This is a genomic window from Sphingobacterium sp. GW821-FHT03E03 (assembly GCF_059420745.1).
In genome coordinates, this window is the sequence record NZ_JBWKUH010000026.1 from 52,576 (window position 1) to 73,679 (window position 21,104).

The following is a 21,104-nucleotide window of genomic DNA, read 5'->3' on the forward strand; positions in this document are numbered from 1 at the left end:
AAAAATTGATGATGTAAACTACTTAAAACAAAATATACCATAAATTATGAAAAAGAAACCTATTCTGATGAGTCTTTTACTCCTCAGCCAGACCTTCTTTGCTGTAAACGCGCAGCAGATATCAGGCAAAAAGGAGTCTTCAAATCTTAAGTCACTTATCGAGATTGTTGAAAAAAAGTATGGTTATTCATTTATGTTCAGTAATTCGGATGTAGATGTCAAGACCCCACTTTTCTATGATAGTCAGGCAAGCAGCTTGGAAGCTCTATTGAAAGATGCGCTACAAGAGAGCTCGATTACATACGACATTACGGGGAAACGGATTTTATTAAAACGTAAGGCTGCAAACAAAAAGCAAACGGGGCAAGTAAAAGGGACTGTTGTAAATGAAAAAGGTGAACCATTACCCGGTGTGAGTATACATGCTTCGGGCAGTGGAAAGACCGTCGCTACAGATCTTTCAGGTACCTTTTCTCTAGAAGTCAATGCGAAGGACTTACTTCAGGTTAGCTATGTAGGTTACCAAAACCAACAAATTAATGTACAAGCGGGAAAAGATGTTGATATCACCTTAACTGGTGGAAATAGAGAACTTGACGAGGTCGTTGTGATTGGATACGGTACTTTAAAGAAGTCTGACGTCACGGGGGCAATAGCAAGCATTAGCACAAAAGATCTGGCAAAACGTGCAACGACAAACCCTGCTGAGGCATTACAAGGGGTGGCAGCTGGTGTCAATGTGCAAAAAAATAGCGGTATTGCTGGGGCGGGAGTGCAGGTCAAGATCCGTGGAGTCAATACCTTCGGCAGTAATGAACCACTGTATATCATAGATGGTTTCCCAGGTACAATCAGTAATGTCAACCCCAATGATATTGAGAGCATGGAGGTACTCAAAGATGGTGCCGCAGCCGCAATATATGGTTCTGTGGCTGCCAATGGTGTTGTTATCGTCACAACGAAAGCCGGTAAAGCCGGAAAAATTCTGGTAGACATCAATAGCTTTACGAATGTAACCGAAACATCCAATCGACTAAAAGTACTCGATGCTGACGGTTATGTAAAAGTGCACCGTCAAATGTATGACGAATACAATAAGTATGCTACGACGCCAGTCAAACTCCCTGACTACATCAACAAGCCGGGTACCAATAATACCGATTGGCAAGAGGAGGTGTTCCGTACCGGACTTTCTACAGCGAATAGTGTCGCCATCAGGGGCGGGCAAGACAATACCCGCTATTCCCTGTCCGCGAATTTAAGTAATGACAAAGGTGTCGTTATCGCGAACGATTTCAAAAAGGAAAATGTCCGTATGAAATTGGGAACCAAGAAAAATATCTTTACCGTGGAAGGGAATATGGCCTACACGAATTCGAAATATCATGGTCCCAACTTTAGTCTAAAGGAGGCCTATATGATTTCGCCTTTGGTACCTGTGTATGACTCGGCGGAAAAAGGTGGTTTTGGTTTGACAAATTGGGGCGGTATTCCCAATAATGTCAATGTGATTGCCGACGAACATTATAAAACAAGCTGGACAAAAAAGCAGGATTTCGCCGGAAATGCTTTTGTTAGCGTGGATATCATGAAAGGCTTAACCTTTAAAACAAGCTATGCCTTTAACGCGATCAATACACAAAATTATTACCATTATCCTCCATTCGCCTCGGATGAAAAGAATCCGTATGAATTTCCTTTTTATTGGGAGGGACGCAGCTATTGGCAGGAACAGGTCTTTGATAATCTCCTGAACTATAAAACAGAATTTGGAAAACATAGCTTAAACGCGCTGTTGGGTAGTTCGTTGAATATGCAAGAATCCAACTGGAATAATGTAGGTGTTGAAGGAAAGAAGATTGTATACTCGGTTGAGAATGGTAAACTGATGAGCAAGGAAAGTGCCGAAGGGTTTTTGGATCCCAATTTTATGACGATCAGTTCGGGACAAGGTGGAACATTCTCCGCAGATGGTTCTAAATATGACTATAACCGCATGTCTATCTTTGGTCGTGTCAATTACTCGTATGCCGACCGTTACCTTGTACAGTTAACCTTACGTCGTGATGGTTCATCCAAATTTGGAAAGGATAGCCGATATGGAAGTTTTCCTTCAATAGCATTGGGCTGGAAGATCGATGAGGAATCATTCTTCCCGAAAGAATCCTTTGTGTCGAATCTGAAATTAAGAGGAAGCTGGGGGAAACTCGGAAATGAGGTCGCTTTGGGGTACTACGACCACCAGGCGCTGATCAGCACCTACAATAATTTATACATGGGATATGTGCGCGGAAGTGGCAATCCTTGGCCAGGTAGTATTGCAATGGGGCTTGAGAATCGACTGTTGAGCTGGGAGACCACAGAGTCTAAAAACATAGGAGCAGACTTTGGTCTATTCAATAATGTATTAAGAGGTTCGGTAAATTATTTTATTAAGACCACCAATGATCTTTTGATCACTAAGAAAGTTGCTCCTTCTGCAGGTTTGGAAGATCCGACATTAAATGTAGGGAAGATCCGAAACTCAGGTTTTGAGCTTGAACTCAAGTATGCAAATCGGAAAAATGAGTTTCAATACGATATCGGCTTAAATCTTTCAACCCTCAAAAATAAGGTCGTCAGCCTCGCTAATGAAGACCAGATTCTTTTGGGAAATGGTCTAAAATTCGATACTGAACATTTTCCTAATCAGACTCGTGTAGGATATCCGATTGGAGGATTCTTCCTTTACCAAACCGATGGTATCTTTCAGAGCATAGAGGAGGTGAACAAACATGTCAACAAGGAGGGGAAATTACTACAAGATAATGCCAAGCCGGGCGATATCCGTTTTGTCGATGTCGATGGTAATGGTGTGATTGATGATGAAGACAAGAAATACAGTGGTACAGGGATTCCTAAATTGGAAGTAGGTTTGAATCTTGGTGCTTCTTACAAAGGCTTTGATTTTTCGGCTTTGATCGGAAGTGGCTGGGGCCATAAACTCTATAATGGGAATCGCTACTTTTTTGAAGCCATGAGTTCTGGATCCAACTTTTTGAGCAGTACGTTAAATGCATGGACCGAAAACAATCGGAATACCGATGTTCCGCGTGCTGTATTACAAGATCCAAATGGAAACAGCCGTGAGTCCACACGCTTTTTGGAATCGGGTAACTTTATTAGACTACGTCAGCTACAGATCGGGTATACTTTGCCTAAAAATCTATTGCATGCGATCCGTTCAGAAAATCTACGGTTTTATATCAGTGGACAGAATATATATACCTGGACAAAATACAAGGGAATTGATCCTGAGTTTGCACCATCTGGAGTTAACAATAAATCCAGTGTGTTGAATACAGGGGTAGACCGTTATATTTTTCCATTTACCAAGTCCTATTCCTTTGGAGTTCAATTTACATTTTAAGACTTGGGTATTTATTGTATCATAATTAAAGAAACTAGAAGATGAAAAAGAATAGAACAAATTATAAATGGATTCTTTGTATTGCTTGCGCGCTAAGCACGACATTGTCCTGCAGCGATAAATTGGATTTAACATCACCGGACAAACTTACTTCAGATAACTTCTGGCGTAATGCAGAGGATGCTGAGTCTGGACTTTCTGCTGCCTATTCGCAGTTGGAAGCAGCAACTGATGTATGGGAATTTGCGGAGGTAAAATTTCCGGTCGAGGCTTATCGTGAAGATGCTTGTGAAATCGGTAGCGATGCATTGAACTATCAGACTTGGGTAGAACTCTATAATTTTACCTATACCAATGGTAATAGTCAATTTACGGCCTATTGGAGTAAAGCATATCGCGGTATTTCTTATGCAAATCAAGTGATAGAGAAGACTGCACCGATTGAAATGGATGCAAATAAGAAAAATCAGATTATTGCCGAAGCAAAGTTCTTACGCGCCTATTACCATTTAAAACTATTGCTTAACTGGGAAAAGATCGTTATACGCGATCAATATATCACCAGCGAAGGAAAGATTAACAAGGCCTTATCTACACGTGATGAAGCTTGGGCTTTTATTATCGGGGATCTGGAGGCTGCGGTTGGCAATTTACCTGTGAAACAGGAGGCGTCCAATGTTGGTCGAGCTACAAGAGGGGCGGCGAATGCTTACCTTGGCTACAGCTACTTAACATCAGCATATGAAAATGCGGCCAAGAAAGAGGAACTGCTCGGAAAAGCTGAACAGGCTTTTAAAGCCGTATCAGGGTATAACCTGGAAAAAGATTTCCTGTCTATGTTTGACGGAACCAATAAAAATAGCGCAGAATCTATTTTTGAACTTCAATTTACTGATAATACCGCTAATGGTGCGAGTTACCGCACAGCACTGCATAAGTGGATCGCTGTAGGAGAGTTGGGCGGTTGGGATGAAATCTTACCAAGCAAGATGCTCTTAAACGAATTTAAAAAGGAGGGTAAGATCGCTACAACAGGACGTTATGACTCACGTATGTACCAGACCGTATTCTGCAATGATCCTTATTTTAATGATTTGAAGAATGGGGGAGTTTATGGCTTTACCTACGATGAAATATTTGGGGCTGGATCTGACCGGGCAAGTTTCAGAAAGTATTTACCACGAACAGCAGCCGATTTAGATAAGTCCCGCACAGCAGTCAATCTTCCATTGATGCGTTATGCTGATGTGTTGTTGTTATTGGCTGAAACCTTAAATGAACGTAATCGTCCTGCAGACGCCATCCCTTTGATCAATCAGGTACGCCAGCGGGCAGATATGCCGGCACTTCCTTTGAATTTGTCTGTTACCGAAGTCAAAAAACGTATCGAACATGAGCGTATCGTGGAGTTTGCCTTGGAAAATACCCGATTCTACGATATGAGAAGATGGGGAAAAGCGAAAGAAGCATTGCAAGCTATTGGTCGGAATAGTTTTGATCCGGCTAAGCACAACTTTTATCCTGTTCCATTATTGGAGATCAAGTCAAATGATAAAATTAATTAAGGATCATGTTTACCGTTTTTTTTGTCATGCTTTTAGGTGTAGGAATAGGGATAGGACTTCGGTCCTTTCCTATTCTTAAACATACAGGTATTCTTGTCCGATTGGTCATATTTGCCTTACTGTTTCTTCTGGGACGAGAGGTCGGACAGAATCCAAAAATAGTAGACAATCTTGATACATTGGGGTTGCAAGCTATACTGATCACATTGGCCGGAGTCGCTGGAAGTGTTCTTTGCTCATGGTTCGTTTATCGTTTATTCTTTAGCAAACATGAAAGGTAGTTTGATCATTCTCGCATTTTTTGTTGTGGGTGTTTTTGTCGGTTTCAAGGGAATTATTCCAGCCGAATTGTTGAAAGAAGAATGGAATACTTATGTCCTCTATGCATTGATGTTGTTGGTTGGGGTTACCATTGGTTATGATAGGGAACTCTTGATATCTCTACGAAAAGTTAATTTAAGCATCGTGCTCGTTCCCCTGGCAACTATCGTTGGAACATTGATAGGTACGTTTATCATCAGTTTCTTTATCCGCGACTGGAATGCCGCTGAAAGTATGGCTGTAGGATCTGGATTTGGTTACTACTCTTTATCAAGTATTTTTATTACACAATATAAGGGTGTCACATTGGGAACTATAGCATTGATGTCGAATTTGATGCGTGAATTAATGGCGCTATTGATGGCCCCATTAGCTCGAAAATGGTTTGGCCCGCTGGCGCCGATTTCTGTTGCGGGCGCCACAAGTATGGATACTGCATTACCCATTATCACACAATACTCCGGCAAACAATATGTTCTCGTTGCGATCATCCATGGTATATTGATTGACCTCAGTGTACCCTTTTTAGTTACTTTTTTTTGTTATTTATGAGAAATAAGATCGACACCTTATGGGTTACAATTAGTTTTTGTTTGATTTTGATAGGATGCAATACGGTCAAGTCCCCTAAAATGGATGGCTATGGTGGATTGTTAAGGGTGGAGCAACAACCAGAGGGTTCCACTCGCCGAACAAATCCCTTTTATACCGACCGCGGCGCCTGGGTCGGATTTGGCATTCATGAAAATAAGACAGTAACAGGTTTTTGTGGACCCTATGATCTGGATGGGCGTGCCTGGTTAAGTAGTGCATTGCTGCAGATTGGAACAGCTCCGGCTGGAGAAAAAAATCTATTGAGCCGTGATAGCAGTTGTTATTATCCGGATCGCCTGTGGATGCGTTTGCGAGGGGAGGATATGGAAGTTGAGCAAACTCTTAAACAGGTCTCATCAACAACAGCCATATTACATATTAAAAACAGATCATCAAAGGTACTATGGACCTATGGCAATCTCAATCAAGGGCAATGGACATTGGCAGGTAATACCCTGTGGTCTAAACTTCCAAATGGAGAACTTCTTTTACTATCTTTTGAAGTTGGTGTGAAAGTAACTTTTGATCAGGGGAAATATCAAGCGCATTTAGAAAAAGCTGATACAGAGATTGTCCTGGCCCATTATGCCAACCCGATCACCTTAGAAAAGGCACTCGTAACGACAGAAACAGTTGTTGAGCAAAGCAAGACTTTGAGCATGCAACATACAGCACGATGGGTGAATTATATCAGCTCAAATACTCGTCCGGAGCTCTCCATGGAGGAACATCGCATTATGGTGAAAAGTATGATGACCCTGATGAGCAATTGGCGGAGTGCAAAAAAGGAATTAAAACATGATGGTGTTGTCCCTTCACATGTAGCTGACTATTTTGTTGGATTTTGGGCATGGGATTCATGGAAGCATGCCGTTGCATTGGCGCAGATAGATCCCGCTTTAGCGAAAGATCAGGTTCGCGCTATGTTTGACTTTCAAGATAGCGTCGGGATGATTGCCGATTGTATCTATACGGACCATCGCGAGAATAATTACCGTGATTCCAAACCGCCATTAGCTGCCTGGGCGGTAAATGCGATCTATGAAGCCGATCATGACCTATCGTTTGTACGGGAAATGTACGATAAACTAGTCTTGTACCATGAATGGTGGTTCCGCTATCGGGATCACAATAAAAATGGTATCTGTGAGTATGGTGCTACGGATGGAACATTGGAAGCTGCCAAGTGGGAGAGCGGTATGGACAACGCTATTCGGTACGATAGTACCCAGATGTTATTGAATGAAAAAGGTGCCTGGAGCATGGATCAGGAATCTGTGGAGCTCAGTGCTTATCTTGAGTTGGAACGAAAATATCTGATGCATTTTGCGGAATTGCTCGGAGTACCATTTCGGGGGAAAAAAGAATCATATCTTGCCATGGATTACTTCTTCGACCAGGATCGCGGTTATTATTTTGATCGCAAACTGAATGGAGCGCTTATTCCATGTTTTGGTCCTGAAGGCTGGTCGCCATTGTGGACAGGTTTGGCTACTGTGCCACAAGCTGAAGCTGTGGTTCGTGTGATGCAGGATACGGCTAAATTTGCCTCCTTTGTACCTTTTCCTACTGCGGCTCTAGACAACGCCAAATTCATGGATAGAGGATACTGGCGCGGGCCTATTTGGTTGGATCAGGTCTATTTCGCAATTGCTGGTTTAAGGAAATACGGTTATCAAAAGGAAGCCGATATGTATACCAAACAAGTCTTTGAGCGATTGGAGGGCTTATCTGGTAATGGACCAATTCATGAAAACTATGAAGCACGCACAGGCAAAAGGCTCAAAGCACCACATTTTAGCTGGTCTGCAGCCCATTTATTTCTGTTATATAAGGAACTGAAAACTTCTCCACAAAAGAAATAGATCAGTTGAAATACCAACGCTTCCAATCCGATAAGTCATACTATCTATATCGGATTGGAAGCGTTGTTTATTTAACATGCATTATTGAAAACTAAAACTAAGTAGTCGGGATGGACTTTCGTCTTTTGTATACTTCATGTAAGATTTTTCTAATTAAAGCCTAGCTTTATTGATTGCCCCTAACTTTTCTTATTTTTGTACCCATGGTCTATTTATACGCAAAAGCAGTTCATATTATCTTTGTGGTTTGTTGGATGGCTGGTTTATTTTATATCGTTCGCTTATTCATTTACCATACCGAAGCTAAATCCAAATCTGCGGAAGAGTATAGGGTTTTGCATAAACAGTTTATACTGATGGAGAGTAAATTGTGGTGGATCATCACAACACCAGCCATGTACCTCACTATTCTGGCAGCTCTCGTCATGTTATATATTAATCCGGGATTGTTGACCATGGGCTGGATGCATGTCAAGCTCACCTTTGTATTGGGACTGATCCTTTATCATTTTGCTTGCCAACGTATTATGTTTCAATTAAAAGGGGAATCATCGACTTGGTCCTCGACCAAATTGCGTCTTTGGAATGAGCTGGCGACCGTCTTATTATTTGCTATCGTATTTACAGTCGTATTAAAATCTGCTCTCAATTGGATATTCGGTGTTCTGGGACTTTTAATACTGTCCATTTCCCTGATGATGGCTGTGAAACTCTACAAAAAAATCAGAAATAAGAATAATGCGGATAAAACGTTAAATTCTTAATTTTCTTAATCCTTTTCTATTCTCGTTAGTCGAACGATTATAAATTGAAAAGGAATATGTACAAGAGACTTTTGACTGTGATCATGTTGCTTGCTATCGCAACTGGAGGATTTGCCCAACGCTATAGACCTTACGGCGGAACATTAAATATCTATTCGACCGATGTTCCCTTCTTTCTTTATATCAATAATGTTTTGTATAATAATAGGCCCTCGACTGATATTCGTGTGCCGAATTTGCAAAACCCGAGGTATAATCTCCGTATTGTATTTGCAAACAGACAGCGGAGAACACTGAGCGGAAGTGCTGTGCAGCTTGTCAATCGAGATGGTCAATACTTGGATGTTGTGTTTTCGGTAAGCAGCCGTGGCGGAAATAGAGGTATTGTTCTGGAATCGATGAATCCTGTTGGTCGCTATAATGATAATTATCGCAATGGCGATAACTACAATAATGGCGATTATAATGAAGATAGGTACGATCGGGATCAACAACAAGACGAGCGATATGGCCGGTCTGAGAATGATAGAAATAATAATCAACAAAATCAGGAAGATCCGATCGACAATACGGATTATCAGGATAAAAATGAAGCTAACCAATTGAATGATCTGCTCAATCAAAAAGAAAATGATCAGGACCGCTTGCAAGTGGCGGCTCAAGAGCTGAAAAATAGGCGATTGCGCAGTTCCGAAATCATAGATCTCATGGAACTATTTATCAGGGACGATAATAAACTGGCTTTTGCTAAATACGCTTATCCAAGTTGTGTGGATAAAGAGAACTATGATAAGGTAGGCGATGCGCTGTCCTTTAGTTCTACTAGGGAAAAATTGACAGCATTTATTAAAACGCAGCGTTAGCTGCCTGTAGGTTTGGATTGAAACTAGCCTTTTTAACTGCAATTGCCTATGAATGAAATTAAATGTGGCTGTATGAACAAAGGGGCTATTTGCGCCAAATTTCCACGAAACAATGGATTTTGTGGCATGAGTAGCCCCTTTAAGTTAAGCTAGATCGTATTTATTCGGCGAAACAGATGTACTTCCATTCCATGTATTCATCGAGGCCATGTTTTGATCCCTCACGACCAACGCCAGATTGTTTTACCCCACCAAATGGAGCTGCAGCATTCGATATTAATCCTGTGTTAACGCCTACCATACCCGCCTCAAGCTGTTCCGCCACACGAAAGCAGCGATTGATATTGGTACTGTAGAAATAAGAGGCAAGGCCAAATTCGGTGTGATTGGCTAAGGCTATACCATCTTCTTCTGTTTTGAAACTAAACAATGCGCAAACTGGACCAAAAGTTTCTTCGTGAAATATCAGTGCTTCTTTAGGGATATTGGTAAGAACTGTAGGTTGGAAAAACAGACCTTTGATCACATGTCCACCAGCTGCCAATTCTGCTCCATGATTCAAAGCATCTTGAACATGATGTTGCACTTTTTCTAAACCTTTGGCATTGATCAATGGCCCTACCTGAATACCTTTGTCCAGCCCATTGCCCACCTTTAATTGACCCACAGCATGGGCTAGTTTTGTAGCGAATTCGTCGTAGACGTCTTCCTGGACTAGGAAGCGGTTGATTGAGACGCAAGTTTGCCCAGCGTTTCGGAACTTACCAGCGATAGCACCTTCCACTGCGGCGTTGATATCTGCGTCATTAAATACAAGGAAAGGAGCATTTCCGCCGAGTTCCATGGAGACTTTCTTAATGTTTGAGGCTGATTGTTCGATCAATATCCTACCTACCTCAGTAGAGCCTGTAAAAGAAAGTTTACGTACAAGATCATTTGTCGCCAGTTCCTTTCCTATACCAACACTGTCCTTTCCGGTAATGACATTAAAGACACCTTTTGGCAGACCTGCCTCTTCGGCTAGTTTGACCAATGCGATCGCGGATAAAGGTGTTTGGGATGCGGGTTTGAGTACAACTGTACAACCTGCAACAAGTGCTGGAGCGACTTTTCGGGTGATCATGGCCAAAGGGAAATTCCAAGGCGTAATTGCCGCAACGACCCCGACACCTTGTCGGATGGTCATCATTCGTGTGCCTTTTTTCTGAGTGGGGATCGTTTCCCCATAAGCCCTCTTACCCTCTTCAGCAAACCATTCAACAAATGAATTCCCATAATCTACTTCTACTTTTGATTCATTGAGCGGTTTTCCACTCTCTAGTGTCATAATTTCAGCAAGCAGGTCTTTATTTTGTTGAATAAGATTATACCAATTGCGAACAATAGTACATCGTTCCGAAATTGTCGTGTTTTTCCAGCTTTTCCATGCCTGATCAGCAGCTTGTATCGCTTTTGTGCAATCTGCTACCTTAAGATCCGGTAATGCTGCAATTGTCTTTCCAGTGGCGGGGTTGACAACATCAAACGTATTTTTTGATGTGATAAATTTTCCGTTTATATAAGCTCTGTTAATTAAAAGTGGATTTTTCATTGGAGTCATTATTTTTGTTTTTACAAGCCATTGCTGTTATTTGTGACCTGTACTTATTTATTCTTGCTGATGTATTACCTTGGCTGTTTGGTATATCAGCTGTTTTTGGAACAATATTCGTCTGCCTATTGTTTCGCAAACAGGCAATTTTATGGGAAGCTTTGCTTAGACGAATTTTCTCCGTTGCTGTGCGTTGGGAACCGCGCAATACTTATTTGTTCCAAACCATTTGTAGCGATTTTTTGCAAAATAGTCATAGCACGCGTCTCGCCACTTTTTCGGTAGTATTTTGAGGAAATAGACGATTGAATAGGGAAGACCCAATGTTTTGCAGATGTTCAATATGGCTTCGCTTTTTATATAAGTACCGCTAGGAGACATATAAACAATAGTATCTATATTTTTTGGAATAGTGTGTAAATTATTTTTAGCGAAGTCAGATTGTAAGGAACTAAAAAGAAGCCTATTATTGGAGTCTAGTTTCAATAGGATTTGGACAAAACGATTACAAACTAAGCAATCACCGTCAAAAAAGATGATATGTTTTCCTTGCGTATTCATTAATATAAAGTTACTTCTATTTACTGAAAGAACTGCCATGATAACATCACATCTTTCACAAAACCTTCATGCTTTAACAAGAATCAACAACAATGAAAATCTATTGAAGGTTTTTTCTGGCCAATAAGCCGAGCGTAGCAAGCTCATTGATGCCCTAATGAAACCATCATGATTTATTCAATCACATAGGGGAATGAATAACCAGGCAAAGCGAGCTCATGAATGCCGCTTAAAACATACACTCGATGAATAAATCTGATAGCTTCATCACAATTGAAACCGCCGAAGGCAGTATGAATGCTTAAAGGGAAAATTGAATAATGAATAAACAAACTTATACGGATGAAAAAAATGCAAATCAATAAAAAACACTTTCATAAAAAAAGCGGTGTTTCTATGAAAAACACCGCTTCTGAAATATTTTTTTTGATCTTTATTACAAGTTCTTCATAATGGTATGTCCCATACGATCCCTTTTTGTTCGCAGATACTCTTCGTTGTAAGGATTCGCGGTGATCTCAATAGGAACGTTTTCTACGATTTCCAGTCCATAGCCGACCAATCCTGCACGTTTTGTTGGGTTATTGGACATCAAGCGCATTTTTGTTACCCCTAGATTTCTAAGGATTTGTGCACCAACACCATAATCTCTCAAATCAGCTTTAAATCCAAGTTGAGCATTGGCATCAACGGTATCCAATCCATTCTCTTGTAATTTGTAGGCATGCAATTTATTAATCAGTCCAATACCACGGCCTTCCTGATTCATATAGACAATCACACCTTTTCCTTCGTTTTGGATCATCTCCATCGCTTTGTGAAGCTGAGGTCCACAATCACAACGGCAAGATCCGAAAATATCACCGGTCACACAGGAACTATGTACACGAACAAGAATAGGTTCATCTTCGTTCCATTCACCTTTATAAAGGGCAAGATGTTGTTCACCCGTATCTTTTTGTGTAAAGGCTTTCATTTGAAAATCACCATATTGTGTAGGCATATTGACAGTCACCTCTTCAGTAATCAATGAATCGTGTTTTAAGCGGTATTCAATAAGGTCCTCAATACTGATGATTTTTAAATCAAATTTTTTGGCTACTTCCATTAATTCCGGTAGTCTAGCCATTTCACCATCTTCTTTTAAGATCTCGACCAATACACCTGCAGGTTCAAAACCTGCCAAACGAGCAAGGTCAACAGTTGCTTCGGTATGTCCTGTACGACGTAGTACACCGCCATCTTTAGCTATCAATGGAAAGATATGACCAGGTCTACCCAACTCTTCGTAGTGAATATTTGGGTCTATCATCGCTTTGATCGTCTTTGAACGATCAGATGCAGAGATCCCTGTTGTACAACCGTATCCTTGTAAGTCAATAGAAACGGTGAAATTAGTCTCATAAACAGCTGTATTTTGTCCCACCATCAGGTCAAGATGCAAAGCATCTGCTCTCTCTTTGGTGATAGGAGCACATACTAAACCCCGACCATGGGTCGCCATAAAGTTGATAATTTCGGGAGTTGCGTTGCGAGCTGCGGTGATAAAATCACCTTCATTTTCACGATCTTCGTCATCTACGACGATAACTACTTTTCCTGCTTGTATATCAGCGATCGCTTCTTCGATCGTGTTTAATTTGAATTCCATTTAATTGTTATATTGTATTGATACAAAGTTAGTGTAGAATCTAATTTTATTTATAATAGCGCTGTCACAAATCTAATGTGACTCTTTTAATTTATTCTTTTTACCAAATTTCTCTTTGATCCATTTCCAGGCAGCTTCCGCTTTTAATTTGTACTGATCGATATCAAATAAAGCCGAATCTGTAGTCGATTTATACGTTAAAAATGCAGCGAGGGGAGTTAATATGATAATAGCCATCCACATACCTACAGCCGAAGATATAGCACCATCTTTAGCCGTTTTTTCCGACACTGTGGAGATGATATGATAGATTAAGAAGAAAATAATAGCCATAACGACCGGAAGTCCGAGACCTCCTTTTCTAATGATGGCACCTAGAGGTGCTCCGATAGCAAATAAAAGTAGACAAGATACGGCCAAAGTAAACTTTCTATGCCATTCGATGCGATAACGGATATCTTTTGTTTTGTAATCCTTAAATTCAAGGGTGCGACTGTTGAGATCCTCTTTTAAATAATTTAGTTGGCTCAATGCGTTCATGGTGATCTGTGTCCGTTGCTCCGGAGGTACAAGATCGGCTACTAAATCTTTATAAGGTTTGATCTTGGCTTCTTTAACCTTTGGCAGGCCAGGTTGATTTGCACTGAAATACTTCGAATAGATATTATACCGCGTATCAAGAGTTCTTGTAATTGCTTTACCCATACTGTCTATTTTAACATGGTTGGAGTCAATGTACATATCCAGTTGCCTAAGATTTAACATCGCATGGTGGCTTTTGAAAAGACTTTCATCTGTTTTACCTTGTTGAAAGCTACCCATGTCGAACTTCTGCTCCGTTTCCTTAAATTTAAAGCGTGTGAATTGCTGGCGTGGATCGTATGTTTTTGAGTTCTTTGTGCGCGACTCTTCATAGCGTATACCGTCCTTCAATTTGAGGATCATATAACTATTGTCCGGTGAATTATAAATGTATCCTTCTTTTGCCATTAGTACATTGTTGGCTGTATTGCCCCCTCGATGATCATAGATCATTAAGTCATAGAGAATCGTTCCTTCCCTATTTTTGCCTCTTGCACGAATGGAGTATCCTGGAATTGTATTGTTGAAAATACCGGGTTTGATCAGAAAGTCAGCCTTTTTATTCCGTACGTCTGTCAGCAAGGTTCCCATTTTTAGGTTGACCACAGGTAAAATGTAATCGGAAAATAGAAAGGAACTCGTAGCAAAAATCGCCACAAGTATAAATAGGGGAGTCATGGCTTTACGTAAAGATACGCCGGCTGCTTTAATGGCCACAAGCTCATAGCTTTCCCCCAGGTTTCCAAAGGTCATAATGGAAGACAACAACATGGATAGGGGCATTGCCATTTGAATTTGAACAATACATTGATACCCAATAAGCTCCATAATGGTGTACCATTCAAATCCTTTTCCAATCAAATCATCGATGTATTTAAATAGGAAAAGCATCAATAACACAAACATCACAATAAAAAATGTGACAATGAATGGTTTAATGAAAGCTTGAAGAATAAGTAAATGAACCTTTTTCATCCGTGACGCTAAGCAAATTGATGCCTTTACATTAAAGCATCTTCCAGCCAAGGAGCTCTTTTAGAGCCCTTGGTGAAAATATATTGCAAAGATAGGTTTTTTTATGCACCTATAACACTTTGAAGATAGACGATTGAATTTTTCCAGATTAATTTTCTATTTTCCAAGTCCTCTTCTTTAGCAAAATCTATTATTTTAAGTGCGACATCGTTTGTCAGCTCATCTTGATCGATCTCTAGATCGAAGTAATAAGGATCATCATCGAGCCACTTAAAACGCACTGATTTGTTTTCTTTTGATGCTACGATTTTTGCGCGATGCGGTTCATCGTCCCAAATGAAGGTATAAACAGTGTCTTTGTAGTTTACATCGTCTGCAAACCATTGTGCCAGTTCGTTTGGTTCTTGCAAATACGGAAATAAAATTCTAGGTGAAGAGTTGATGATATATTCTAGTTGGAATTTTATTTTATCTGCCATAAAAATGTTTTTTTAAATTTTAGTTTGTTTAAATCAAAAATAAGCTATATTTGCATTCCCAAAATGGCGGGGTAGCTCAGATGGTTAGAGCGTTGGATTCATAACCCAAAGGTCGGCAGTTCGATTCTGCTCCCCGCTACAAATCTCTTCCCATTTTGCTTTTTATTGCATAAACTTATTATTTGTAATAATACATATTTATTTTGTTATTGCAAGTTTTTTTGTGAAAAGTTGAAAGCTTTTTCGCAAATATTTGAATTTAAAATCGCCCAAATATTGTCCCGACTTTTTTCATGATTGAAACGTAATTTTACTTCGTTAAGAATGAGTTTGTTGTGTGGTATAATGATTTTTGAATAGGATAAATCGCTAAAAAAAATAAAAAAATCTTTTGAATTGACAGGCGAAGTGGTATATTTGCATACCGAAACGGCGGGGTAGCTCAGATGGTTAGAGCGCAGGATTCATAACCCTGAGGTCGGCAGTTCGATCCTGCTCCCCGCTACTTTTAAAAAGGAAAGTCTAATTACAGATTTTCCTTTTTTTTTAACCACTCTTGATTAACAAGCTATTTTTTTGGGATCAGTTTTTGGAAACTGTCTTTAAGAGTGTTTCTTGTTTAGGCTCCAACAACTTAGACGCTAAAAGATCCACTGTCTGATATCCTTTAAGGCTTTTGTGCTATCGATCCTATGTATATGCTAATGACTCGGTCCTAAAGGCCTAACAATATTCATGTGTTAGCGATCAAGCTTTTTTTTGAAGCACAATTTCCGTGTATGTTATGCCTGATGGCCCCTGATGATAGGTTGTGACGTTAAATTCATGTATATTTATGCGGTTTCTTACCTATTATTTTTTACTATAATGAACTTCAGACCTATTCTTATTCTAGTGTGGCTTATCATCGGTTATCATGCTATTGCGCAAAAGAAAGCAGTAAGCCATGTTGTCACGCACAACCGTACTACTATTATTTGTGATGCTGCTAAAGGTGAAAACCCTTATCCAGCATGGGGGATATTTCCCAAGGCCGAATACCCTGTAAGAAAAATAACCATGCATGTTACTTTGGGAAGTCCTGATAGCTTGAACACTGCACATTGGGATTATCTGGATCATATCGTGTTGAGACGTAAAGGAGGAGCGAAGGGAGAGGCGCTTAACTATGAATTGGGCCGGATGCTTACCCCTTATGGGAGCATTTACAACAAAGGGTGGAACTGGAAGTGGCAGGTAGATGTGACTGACTTTGCTCCTTTTTTGCGGGATAGTGTCGAGATTGTATATGTACATTCGGGTTTTGAGGATAAAACAGTAGGTTGGGCACTTAGCATAGATTTCGAAATTCTATCGGGAACTCCAGTTGTTACACCTCTGGGTATAACACCTTTGTGGAATAGGGGCTATAAATACGGCGATCCCAATGAGAAGATAGAAGAGAATTTATTGCCTGTAACATACGAATCGCTGGAGCAAGCGGACTTAAGCCGTATACGTATTCAACATACGGGACATGGTATGGACAAGCCTCGTGGTTGCAGCGAGTTTTGTACACGATGGCGTGAGCTCATGCTCGACGGAAAGGTCGTTGACTTGCGGGATATGTGGAAAAAGTGTGGCGATAACCCTTTATACCCACAAGGCGGGACATGGATCTTTGACCGGGCGTATTGGTGTCCCGGTGATCTGCAGCAACCTGATGTAATCGATGTATTCACAAAGCCGGGCCGCCATACTGCAGCATTGCGAATGGAACCCTATACGGCTTCAAGCAATATACAAGCTGTTGAAAATATCTCAGCTTACTTGTTTCATTATTCGAAACCCAAGCAAAAAATAGATGCGGCCGTTGAATCTATTATGGTACCAAACGACGAGCAACGTTTTTCGAGATTAAACCCAGCCAGTTCTGGCCCACGGATAGCTTTTAGAAACCTTGGGGCAGATCCGTTGCATTCGCTTACAATTGTGTATGGAACTAAGGGTTTTCCTTCCAAAACATTTCATTGGATGGGAAATCTCCCTTTTAATCAAGTGGCAGATGTATTGCTACCAGGGGAAATTCAGGAAAAAGACGGTGAAAATGCCTTTCATGTAGCGCTTATCAAACCGAATGGTAAGAAAGATGCTTGGTCAGAAGACAATGAAATGGAAGTTGCTTTTACAGCATCAGAGAAATTTCCGAATGAATTTGTTGTGAAATTTCTTACAAATAAAGCACCTCAAGACAATAGTATTTCTTTAATAAATGCTCAGCAGGATACCGTTTTTCAAAAGAAGGCAGCACAGTTGACTGCACTCACACTTTATACTGATACGATACGCCTTGCTGCAGGTAATTACTCCTTTCACCTAATAGATACCGCTGGAAATGGACTACAGTTTTGGGCACAACCCGAAAACGGAGATGGTTATCTTCGTATCTTCGACCTGAAAGGAAATCTTATTCATGCATTTGAAAGTGATTGTGGAGTGGGTGAAATGTTTAGTTTTAAGGCTGTTTCGGGTTTTGAAATGGATACAACAAAGGCTCAATATGCATTCTCCCTGTATCCAAGATCGGTGGTTGACCAAACGCAGTTAAATGTGGTATCCAATAAGCAGAGCGATATGACCGTGCGGATAACGGTTGATGGTGTGCTATGGCAAAAGCATGAATATAAAGCTGTTAAAAATGCGATATTCAACTATGATCTTAATCATCTTCCTAAAGGAAGGATAATTGTTGAAGCTTTTATGGATGGTATCAGTCGATTTAAAGGACGGATCAATAAAAAGTAGTCGTGAAATACACAGGTCCCATTTCTGGAGCCTGTGTATTCATAGCAATTTTTTAATTATCATCAAAGGCCAGACTTTTCCAATCCTCTTTTTGTAAATATTTGAGCATGATAAAAAATAATATCCAACCGAGTGTCGCCAGCACCCAAATCAATAGTTCATACTGAAAGATAACTTTATGAAAATAACCCAAAAGTCCGAGCAGACCTAAGATCAATAAATTGACCAGCGCTTTTGAACTGGATTGGCTCGCTTTGGAAAAAGGGTAGTTTTTTACAAGGAAGAGCATGATGAGGATACTTTCGATTCCACCAACAGCTGAGGAAAGCAATAAGTCATTTATGGAGCTGATACCGAATAAAGGAACACAAATGCAAAGAAATAGAACATAAAATGGTAGTACGTATTTAATAAGACATGCTTTAAGTACACCGGTCATAAATTGTCCCGGACGATCTATTGGAGTGACATAATAGATCCAAGCGGCCTTATACTTATTGCTCTGTGTGATCAGTTGAAATACAGTTAATATGGTTAGTAGTGAGAGGTAAAACATAACGATATATAAGCCAGATTGCCCTAACTTAACCAGTTTTTCTCTTATCGGCAAGCCTTCACCAGTCCGTAAAAATAGAAATATAAAATAGATGGGTAAATAGGCCAAAGAGGGGTAAAGCTGCTGCTTAAATTCCCTTGTTTTTGAACTTATAAGCCATACGATACTAAACCCCGCCTCTTCAAGTGGAGATGAGCACAGCTTTGTTCCTAATTTTTTATATAACGGACGTTTTGTGAAGTTTTGCGAAATCACCTTTGTTGATTCAGGTAAAGGTGCATCTGCACTGGCTAGAGCGGCTATTTTTGCGTTAAAACCCCTAGAAAATAACTGTGTACAAGCGTAGATTCCAAAGAATGGAACAGCTATACCCAAAACAGAAAATAGGATGATCTGTAGACTATGGTCACCCAAAAGCAGAGATTGAAAAGAAGCAATCCAGGTACTGGGAAATAACCAAAGGAATTTGAGCTGTTCAATGGTCAATTGAGACTCGACGATCGTTTGAATCAGATTGGGGCCAAGGTAATAGGCTAAAAAAATGATCATTGAAAGCCCAATTTGTAGATAGGTAATAATATCTTTAAATTTTTGGATGGGTAGATATTTGATGCTTATTAGATAGAAGCCATTGACGAATACCAATGCAACAAGTGTGCTTAATAGCAGTTGTACAACCAGTAGAAAAATAGCGATAATATCCCAGTTGAAGAGGACATAGATCAAAAGTGGCAAGCATAATGCAATGACCTGATTGAAAAGTTTAATGGCAATAAATGTTATTCGCGATAATGCTATCGTTCGATCGTTGACCGGCTTGGGCATAATGATATATTGATCTCTGGTATCCAAAAGTATGGGTGAAAAGTCCGACACTAATGTAATGCTCAGCATGCTGATAAAACAAAGCAGCATAATTGCAAGAGCTAAGTAGCGATCCGGAATTAGAATTAGAATAACCATGAACATCAAGCCAATGACCATATACATAATAAACTGTATAATAGAGGACGAAGATGAAGACTTTCCTGTATTCCGTTTCTTGAATGTGATTGGCTTTCTGTTATCTAGGGTAACTTTAGTCTCTAGAATAATTTTAAACTGTGCAAAGTTTACCCCCAAATTTTCCCAGACACCCCTAAATAGAAGAATAAATCGTAAGATATATCTTTCCATATTATTGAATAGCGGTGATGATGTCAGATGCATCCAGTGCATCGTTGTCGGTATTGGTTAATTTTGCAAATATGTGCTCAAGTGATTCGTTGGGATTTGACTTCAATTCGTCAATTGTTCCATCTGCAATAATACTCCCCTGACTGATCAGTAGGATTCGATCGGATACTTTTTCAACGACATCCATCATGTGTGAGCAGTAAAAAATAGTCTTACCTTCTTTGGCGAGTAACGATATGAGTTCCTTTACGAAGATTACCGCATTGGCATCTAGCCCAGACAGGGGCTCATCTAGGATGATGATCTGCGGATTATGGATAATACCGGATATAAGGAGCACCTTCTGACGCATACCTTTGGAAAAGGTGTCCATTCTATTATTAGCATTTACGGCTAGACCGAATGCGCTTAATAATTTGAGGGAACGTTCCTGGATAGTATGATCCTCCATACCGTATAATTTTCCGACAAAATCGAGATATTCCATTGGGGTCAATACTTCGTAAAGCTCCGCATTTTCAGGAACATACCCGAGTTGAGATTTTATGGAAAGCGGATCCTTTTGAATATCGATGCCATTGATCTCAACTTTACCAGTGAAATCTTCAATCAATCCCGTCAATATTTTGACTGTAGTAGACTTTCCTGCGCCATTGGGACCTATATAGCCAATGACCTGACCTGGAAATATATCCAGATTGATCCCTTTTAAAATTTCTTTTGTTCCGTATGATTTTTTTAGGTCAACAATACGAATGAGCGGCAACATACCTTCCATATATTTAAATCTTCTAAGGTAAACTTACATAAAAATATAGAGTTGCGGGCTTTATTTATTCAGAAAAAAGGAGTCCTAAGACTCCTTTCAAAACTACTTTATAATTGGAAAACTAACTATCATTTTTTGGATATCCTTCTTCATCAAGATCATCTCTGAGATCCTCTTCATTTTGGCCCAGCTTTTTATCTAAAGGAGATAGCCTATTGTGCTTGAAACTTTCGATTCGCATATGTGCATCCTCTAGCGCATCTTCCTCTAAATCTTCGCGATCAGCGTATTCATCACCGACAAAAGGATTTGAATTATCATAAGTAGAGTCATCATCTATTGCACCTTCGGATAGTGTGTCATAATTTGCCGGATGATCGTAATCTGGATCATTATCGTCCACATCCATCTCATAACTGTCCATATCCTTGTTGTAAGCTAGATTTTGCTCCGAATCAGGGTAGTCAGCTTCGACTTTTCCCTTCGTCTTTTTGTGTTCTGTGCTAGCCATAATTCTATGATTTATCTCCAAATAATACAACAAGCAGCAGCGTGAAAAGTTTTAGAAATTATCACAATACTAGCGATGGAGTATATTT

At 40.0% G+C, this 21,104-nt stretch carries 16 protein-coding genes and 2 tRNA genes; 10 read left to right on the forward strand and 8 right to left on the reverse strand.

What is annotated here, in order from left to right:
* Positions 1-46: 46 nt before the first annotated feature.
* The 7 genes from AC07UV_RS21205 to AC07UV_RS21235 all read left to right on the forward strand — a co-directional run bounded on the left by AC07UV_RS21205 (position 47) and on the right by AC07UV_RS21235 (position 9,381).
* Positions 47-3,409: a SusC/RagA family TonB-linked outer membrane protein gene (locus tag AC07UV_RS21205; RefSeq protein ID WP_495185202.1), complete on the forward strand. Its 3,363-nt coding sequence runs from the start codon at positions 47-49 to the stop codon at positions 3,407-3,409.
* Positions 3,410-3,450: 41 nt separating this feature from the next.
* Complete coding sequence (locus tag AC07UV_RS21210) at positions 3,451-4,974, forward strand: RagB/SusD family nutrient uptake outer membrane protein (protein WP_495185203.1); 1,524 nt, start codon at positions 3,451-3,453, stop codon at positions 4,972-4,974.
* A gap of 5 nt (positions 4,975-4,979) precedes the next feature.
* Entirely contained in the window at positions 4,980-5,255 is a 276-nt protein-coding gene (locus tag AC07UV_RS21215) for a LysO family transporter (RefSeq protein ID WP_120262229.1), read from the forward strand.
* Complete coding sequence (locus AC07UV_RS21220; protein WP_120262230.1) at positions 5,245-5,847, forward strand: LysO family transporter; 603 nt, start codon at positions 5,245-5,247, stop codon at positions 5,845-5,847. The genes AC07UV_RS21215 and AC07UV_RS21220 overlap by 11 nt, the downstream gene beginning before the upstream one ends.
* Positions 5,844-7,754 carry an MGH1-like glycoside hydrolase domain-containing protein gene (locus AC07UV_RS21225; RefSeq protein WP_495185204.1) on the forward strand — a complete coding sequence of 637 codons (1,911 nt, stop codon included), beginning with the start codon at positions 5,844-5,846 and terminating at the stop codon, positions 7,752-7,754. Before AC07UV_RS21220 ends, AC07UV_RS21225 begins: the two co-directional genes overlap by 4 nt.
* A 203-nt stretch (positions 7,755-7,957) precedes the next feature.
* The gene (locus AC07UV_RS21230) at positions 7,958-8,518 is read left to right on the forward strand and encodes a CopD family protein (protein ID WP_495185205.1); all 561 of its coding nucleotides are present in this window, start codon (positions 7,958-7,960) and stop codon (positions 8,516-8,518) included.
* 56 nt (positions 8,519-8,574) lie between these two features.
* The gene (locus AC07UV_RS21235; RefSeq protein WP_495185206.1) at positions 8,575-9,381 is read left to right on the forward strand and encodes a proline and serine-rich protein 1 family protein; all 807 of its coding nucleotides are present in this window, start codon (positions 8,575-8,577) and stop codon (positions 9,379-9,381) included.
* A gap of 160 nt (positions 9,382-9,541) precedes the next feature.
* Here AC07UV_RS21235 and AC07UV_RS21240 read toward each other — a convergent pair whose 3' ends face one another.
* From AC07UV_RS21240 to AC07UV_RS21260, 5 genes are all read right to left on the reverse strand, one after another.
* Complete coding sequence (locus AC07UV_RS21240) at positions 9,542-10,972, reverse strand: NAD-dependent succinate-semialdehyde dehydrogenase (protein ID WP_495185207.1); 1,431 nt, start codon at positions 10,970-10,972, stop codon at positions 9,542-9,544.
* Positions 10,973-11,137: 165 nt separating this feature from the next.
* Positions 11,138-11,572, reverse strand: a complete 435-nt coding sequence (locus tag AC07UV_RS21245) for a thiol-disulfide oxidoreductase DCC family protein (protein ID WP_495185208.1) — start codon at positions 11,570-11,572, stop codon at positions 11,138-11,140.
* A 397-nt stretch (positions 11,573-11,969) separates the two neighbouring features.
* Entirely contained in the window at positions 11,970-13,184 is a 1,215-nt protein-coding gene (locus tag AC07UV_RS21250) for a bifunctional 3,4-dihydroxy-2-butanone-4-phosphate synthase/GTP cyclohydrolase II (protein WP_120262235.1), read from the reverse strand.
* A 72-nt stretch (positions 13,185-13,256) separates the two neighbouring features.
* Positions 13,257-14,741, reverse strand: coding sequence for an LptF/LptG family permease (locus tag AC07UV_RS21255; RefSeq protein ID WP_120262236.1), 1,485 nt, complete (start codon positions 14,739-14,741; stop codon positions 13,257-13,259).
* Positions 14,742-14,842: 101 nt separating this feature from the next.
* On the reverse strand, positions 14,843-15,220 hold the full coding sequence (locus AC07UV_RS21260) for an START-like domain-containing protein (RefSeq protein WP_223581119.1): 378 nt from the start codon (positions 15,218-15,220) through the stop codon (positions 14,843-14,845).
* Between the two features lie 65 nt (positions 15,221-15,285).
* Between AC07UV_RS21260 and AC07UV_RS21265 the strand changes: the two genes are divergently transcribed.
* From AC07UV_RS21265 to AC07UV_RS21275, 3 genes are all read left to right on the forward strand, one after another.
* Positions 15,286-15,359 (forward strand) — tRNA-Met (locus tag AC07UV_RS21265).
* A 292-nt stretch (positions 15,360-15,651) separates the two neighbouring features.
* Positions 15,652-15,725 (forward strand) — tRNA-Met (locus AC07UV_RS21270).
* 362 nt (positions 15,726-16,087) lie between these two features.
* The gene (locus AC07UV_RS21275; protein ID WP_495185209.1) at positions 16,088-18,004 is read left to right on the forward strand and encodes a peptide-N-glycosidase F-related protein; all 1,917 of its coding nucleotides are present in this window, start codon (positions 16,088-16,090) and stop codon (positions 18,002-18,004) included.
* 52 nt (positions 18,005-18,056) lie between these two features.
* On the opposite strand, the gene AC07UV_RS21280 is transcribed toward AC07UV_RS21275, so the two are convergent.
* The 3 genes from AC07UV_RS21280 to AC07UV_RS21290 all read right to left on the reverse strand — a co-directional run bounded on the left by AC07UV_RS21280 (position 18,057) and on the right by AC07UV_RS21290 (position 21,016).
* Positions 18,057-19,736, reverse strand: coding sequence for a hypothetical protein (locus tag AC07UV_RS21280; protein ID WP_495185210.1), 1,680 nt, complete (start codon positions 19,734-19,736; stop codon positions 18,057-18,059).
* Between the two features lies 1 nt (position 19,737).
* On the reverse strand, positions 19,738-20,514 hold the full coding sequence (locus AC07UV_RS21285) for an ABC transporter ATP-binding protein (protein ID WP_282252414.1): 777 nt from the start codon (positions 20,512-20,514) through the stop codon (positions 19,738-19,740).
* 112 nt (positions 20,515-20,626) lie between these two features.
* Entirely contained in the window at positions 20,627-21,016 is a 390-nt protein-coding gene (locus AC07UV_RS21290; RefSeq protein WP_495185211.1) for a hypothetical protein, read from the reverse strand.
* Positions 21,017-21,104: the final 88 nt, after the last annotated feature.

What these genes read in the sequence shown, in the direction of transcription:
- AC07UV_RS21230 (WP_495185205.1), top strand. Translation starts at nt 7,958, where the DNA reads ATGGTCTATTTATACGCAAAAGCAGTTCATATTATCTTTGTGGTTTGT.
- AC07UV_RS21275 (WP_495185209.1), top strand. Translation starts at nt 16,088, where the DNA reads ATGAACTTCAGACCTATTCTTATTCTAGTGTGGCTTATCATCGGTTAT.
- AC07UV_RS21255 (WP_120262236.1), bottom strand. Translation starts at nt 14,741, where the DNA reads ATGAAAAAGGTTCATTTACTTATTCTTCAAGCTTTCATTAAACCATTC.
- AC07UV_RS21240 (WP_495185207.1), bottom strand. Translation starts at nt 10,972, where the DNA reads ATGAAAAATCCACTTTTAATTAACAGAGCTTATATAAACGGAAAATTT.
- AC07UV_RS21250 (WP_120262235.1), bottom strand. Translation starts at nt 13,184, where the DNA reads ATGGAATTCAAATTAAACACGATCGAAGAAGCGATCGCTGATATACAA.
- AC07UV_RS21205 (WP_495185202.1), top strand. Translation starts at nt 47, where the DNA reads ATGAAAAAGAAACCTATTCTGATGAGTCTTTTACTCCTCAGCCAGACC.
- AC07UV_RS21280 (WP_495185210.1), bottom strand. Translation starts at nt 19,736, where the DNA reads ATGGAAAGATATATCTTACGATTTATTCTTCTATTTAGGGGTGTCTGG.
- AC07UV_RS21260 (WP_223581119.1), bottom strand. Translation starts at nt 15,220, where the DNA reads ATGGCAGATAAAATAAAATTCCAACTAGAATATATCATCAACTCTTCA.
- AC07UV_RS21285 (WP_282252414.1), bottom strand. Translation starts at nt 20,514, where the DNA reads ATGGAAGGTATGTTGCCGCTCATTCGTATTGTTGACCTAAAAAAATCA.
- AC07UV_RS21220 (WP_120262230.1), top strand. Translation starts at nt 5,245, where the DNA reads ATGAAAGGTAGTTTGATCATTCTCGCATTTTTTGTTGTGGGTGTTTTT.
- AC07UV_RS21210 (WP_495185203.1), top strand. Translation starts at nt 3,451, where the DNA reads ATGAAAAAGAATAGAACAAATTATAAATGGATTCTTTGTATTGCTTGC.
- AC07UV_RS21245 (WP_495185208.1), bottom strand. Translation starts at nt 11,572, where the DNA reads ATGGCAGTTCTTTCAGTAAATAGAAGTAACTTTATATTAATGAATACG.
- AC07UV_RS21235 (WP_495185206.1), top strand. Translation starts at nt 8,575, where the DNA reads ATGTACAAGAGACTTTTGACTGTGATCATGTTGCTTGCTATCGCAACT.
- AC07UV_RS21225 (WP_495185204.1), top strand. Translation starts at nt 5,844, where the DNA reads ATGAGAAATAAGATCGACACCTTATGGGTTACAATTAGTTTTTGTTTG.
- AC07UV_RS21215 (WP_120262229.1), top strand. Translation starts at nt 4,980, where the DNA reads ATGTTTACCGTTTTTTTTGTCATGCTTTTAGGTGTAGGAATAGGGATA.
- AC07UV_RS21290 (WP_495185211.1), bottom strand. Translation starts at nt 21,016, where the DNA reads ATGGCTAGCACAGAACACAAAAAGACGAAGGGAAAAGTCGAAGCTGAC.